Raw genomic sequence first — 4,069 nt, forward strand, 5'->3', positions numbered from 1 at the left:
ATTGAAAATGAAACATTAAGTAAATTAATCGTTCCATTACTTTTACCATTAACTAGACCTATAATTCATAATCAACTAATTCAATCTGGTATAAATGATTTACTTTTACCAACAATCGATATTCAAAGGTATATCAATTCCAATGATTGAAGTTAAAAGATCTGATATCGGCAATCATAAACCTTTGTATAATCTAGTGAAAAACCTTTCTAATACAATGTATAGCCTTAATTGCACAAATAGGGAAATTTTCAAAAAATATTTAACGCTTATTAAAGATATAAATCGTGAACTACTATTTTATGATACTAATGGACATAGTTTTGAGCCTTTTAAAAAAAGGGTGGAAAATAAGCTTGATTTTTACAATAAAATGATTATAGATAAAACATTTCCAATAAATTATCATATTAAGAATATTGAAAATAAAGTTAAAAAAATAATTGATAGAGTTGAAAATCTAGATAAAAAAGATATTCAAAATGTACGTGGTCTAATAACTGAAGGAATTTGTTGTAGTAATTTGTTTGATGTTAATCAACAGACTTCAAAAAAATTTATATGGGATTGTCATTTTTATGAAAATAGTAAAATTATTAATTTAATAAAATACGGTAAAACAACTAATACTGTGGATATATTTTTTAACGATAATAAAATTAAGTTATATGAATGTAAAACTAGTCCCAATTACCTTGAAGACAGACAATTGGAATTTATGATTATGTTAAAAGAGAAATACAATAATTATGGTGAAAAAATAGAATTGAATCTATTCATATTAGATGATTCAAATCATCCTTCTATAATAAGGAAACTTGAAGATTTAAACATTGCGTCGCATGTCAAGATTAAAGACATAAAGAATATTTAACCCTACCTATAATTTAATATAGATAGGGTTATTATAGGTGTTATTTAATCCAGTCTCTTATCTCTTTGGCCAAATTGTATGACTTCCCTAAAGCACTATTGTCTCTTAAGTATTTCTCTCCTGATTCTGTAATCCAAGTTATTCCCTTATCAAACCAGATTAAGTTATCTCCTTTAGAGTAACCAGTGATATAGCCTTCTCGTTTTAAGAAAAACGCTTGCTCAGTAAAATCATCTTGTTCTATATCAAAATCTTCCGCTGTAATTCTAATCTTACCTTTATTTATTTCTTTTAACATTGCATATCTTAGCTTTTGTTTGTTCAAGTTGAATCCCCCTCCATATTATAATATTACTCTATCTCCACAATACAATCCATACTCAATATTCTCTAAAATATTAAACCCAACTAAGTTGATAGTTTTTTAAAAATCATTTATCATGGAATTTATTTGTTATTGAGTTGATTAGTTCTCTACTTTCTTGTGACTTATAAATTTTATGATTTTTATCTATATTCTCTAAAACACACATAAATTCTTTATTTAGTGTCATTCTTTGATCAAAATAATCTTTTGTAAGAATTTCATCAAGAATATCTAATCTGTATGGATTTAATTTACTTCTTGTACCTTGATATTTTGACCAGTCTCCTACACTATTAGGCTCATCATCAATATCTAAGTACCACAAATAGCAAATGATATTAGCCATCATATTGATGGAGTAATTAACATAATGAAACTCTTTCCTTTTTTCCCTTTTATAAGTTTCAATTAGATAAGCTAAATATTTATTTCTTATATAAGAGATTCTTCCTGGTGAAATAGTGACAGTTTTATCTGATTGGTTTTTAATTTGCGATAAAAAGTTATCCTTATCTTTAATAATATCTATATTGTTTAACCATATATTAGGCGTGAGTTCATCTTTATAAAAAACAAATACATCTATTTTAAATAAGTCATTTAGATGGAATACAGAAAAATTATTTGCCTTATCTTCAATAAATAGTTTGTTTTCAAATAAATCAATGAACTTGCATAAGAGTTTATCTTTATATGTTTGTTTATTAACTACAAGTCTTAAATCTATGTCTGAATAGTTATCAGAATCATTTCTAGCAATACTACCTCCATAATATGCTGCAAGTATTTCATCATTACTATATATGAATTGTTCTATCAATTTTTTGTACTCTTCCATATTATCCCATCCAATCAATTAATATAAATAAGCTCTTTAAAAGTAATTCTACATTATAAACACAATACAATCTATTTTCTTTTTATAAAAATTATTACCTGTGTTGTCAATTTGGCTACGCAGGTCAAGTAAGAAAAGCACCAAATCAGTACCACAGATTTTAAGGAGTCGTTATAATACTGGTACCTTTATAAAAGGGCGACACCATTCAGTGTATAAGATGATGGAGTAACAAATCATTACACCATCAAAATAGTATTGTATTATACACATTTCCATTTTATAAATATGTGAATACAAATATATGACGTGACTACTAATGACCTTATTTATAAGGTAGTCGTAAATCACGACATTAGATCATAAATAACACTTTGCTTATTGTGATTTTGACGACAGTTAATATTATTTATTATGTGTATAGTTATAGGTTAACTTGCCTAGAAATCGTTATGATTAAAGTCATGTATATTTAGTATTCGGATAAATATTGTATTATTAATATAAAAAGGTGAGAGAATGAATAAAAAATTAAGTTTAATAATCTTAGCAGTAGTAGGTGTATTTGGATTTGTTCTGTTTTTTGGTTTTAATTTGAGTAATATTTTTCCAGATAATAAATTACAAGCATACACTTTAGTAATATCCTTTGTTGGTCTATTTGGAACGGTTATTGGTGCTTATTTAGGGGCAAAGATTGCTGGTGATAATGCTAGAGAATTGTACGAACACCAAAAAAATCAAAAGAATTATGAAAAAAGAAGTAAAGTTGAATTGTTAACAAGCATTAAATTAATAGAAGTACTAAATCACTCTATAAGAATTGAAAATGATATTGAACTTCTATATGTTGGTGAAAATGATAAAAGAGATATTAAGGAGATTATAGAAAAAAGTGTTATAAACATTGACGATCTAATAGATGGATATGCAAAACCTATTATAGAACTACTTGAAGATAAAGAGCTTTATAATGGAACTATCGGATTATATAAAAGTTTGCTAAAAATGTTTAATGATTGTAATAGAATGCAACAACATATAAAAGTTATAAATATGTATGATAAAGATAATGGTCATCCTGAAGATTATTATATATTGAAGGAACATGAAAGAAAAATGATACAAGAATTATATAATGATTATGTTTCTCACGTAAGAAAAGATATTCTATCCACATTTATCGAATATAAATTTATGAAAATTATACTAGATCAGTGTATTCAAAATGTATTGAAAAATATTGATAATGAAAATAAATTATTTGAAGATCTGAAATTCTATAAATTTCTTAGTCTACCGTACACTATAAAACTAAAAGGAGACTCAAAATAGCTTGATGAAAGAGCGACGCCCCAAATAATAATGGTTTTTTCAATTTATACATTTTAAGCGCAATCAGTAATACAATCAAATCATTGTCATATCAATGCTTGAAGTACATTTTAAACATTTTAATTATCGCTATAATGAACTCCCGCCGTCTCCATACTTCAGCCCATATATTAGGGTTTCAAGCTAGCAAGTGTCAAAAAAGTGTTAAGAGAATAATGCTCTTACTTTTTGACCTTGCTCTTTTTTATGTTTATTAAGTAAATGTGAGTAGATATCAAGGCTCATTGAGCATTTCGGTTGGAAGGATTTTGTTACTATGTAAAGCAAAAACATAATAGCCCATCAAATTGAGAAGGTCAGTATTAAAAAAGTTTCTTAATATATGAGTATATTAGGAAATAATAATATAGATAGATTTCTGATAGAAATTTTTAGCCTCATCTAGTGTAAATTAGATGGGGTATTTTAATAAAAAAATACTAGAGATAAAACACTAAATATTAAACACGTGTTAATTAAGCGATAATTTTAATAAAAATATTTCGTATTTTTAATAGTTTATATTTGGATATAATGGGTATTTTTAGAATATATTAATTAATATTAGAGAGGATTAATTTATGGAAGAGAAGTTAAGTAGCGAGCAATTCTTTAT

The 4,069-nt window shown here is 25.9% G+C and carries 4 protein-coding genes; 2 read left to right on the forward strand and 2 right to left on the reverse strand.

From position 1 onward, the window contains the following. Positions 1–142 precede the first annotated feature (142 nt). Positions 143–874: a hypothetical protein gene (locus CD111_RS07710; RefSeq protein WP_095089132.1), complete on the forward strand. Its 732-nt coding sequence runs from the start codon at positions 143–145 to the stop codon at positions 872–874. Between the two features lie 40 nt (positions 875–914). Here the strand turns inward: CD111_RS07710 and CD111_RS07715 are convergent, their stop codons facing one another. After that, positions 915–1,199, reverse strand: a complete 285-nt coding sequence (locus CD111_RS07715) for a YjcQ family protein (protein ID WP_095089131.1) — start codon at positions 1,197–1,199, stop codon at positions 915–917. A gap of 106 nt (positions 1,200–1,305) precedes the next feature. Further along, positions 1,306–2,079, reverse strand: a complete 774-nt coding sequence (locus CD111_RS07720) for a hypothetical protein (protein ID WP_095089130.1) — start codon at positions 2,077–2,079, stop codon at positions 1,306–1,308. A 519-nt stretch (positions 2,080–2,598) separates the two neighbouring features. Here CD111_RS07720 and CD111_RS07725 point away from each other — a divergent pair. Further along, entirely contained in the window at positions 2,599–3,414 is an 816-nt protein-coding gene (locus tag CD111_RS07725) for a hypothetical protein (protein WP_095089129.1), read from the forward strand. Positions 3,415–4,069: the final 655 nt, after the last annotated feature.

Origin of the sequence: Mammaliicoccus stepanovicii (genome assembly GCF_002902525.1) — a bacterium.
In the GTDB taxonomy this organism is placed as follows: domain Bacteria; phylum Bacillota; class Bacilli; order Staphylococcales; family Staphylococcaceae; genus Mammaliicoccus; species Mammaliicoccus stepanovicii.

Bases quoted from the DNA above. Each gene is read 5' to 3' on its own strand.
- CD111_RS07710 (WP_095089132.1), top strand. From the start codon at position 143: ATGATTGAAGTTAAAAGATCTGATATCGGCAATCATAAACCTTTGTAT.
- CD111_RS07720 (WP_095089130.1), bottom strand. From the start codon at position 2,079: ATGGAAGAGTACAAAAAATTGATAGAACAATTCATATATAGTAATGAT.
- CD111_RS07725 (WP_095089129.1), top strand. From the start codon at position 2,599: ATGAATAAAAAATTAAGTTTAATAATCTTAGCAGTAGTAGGTGTATTT.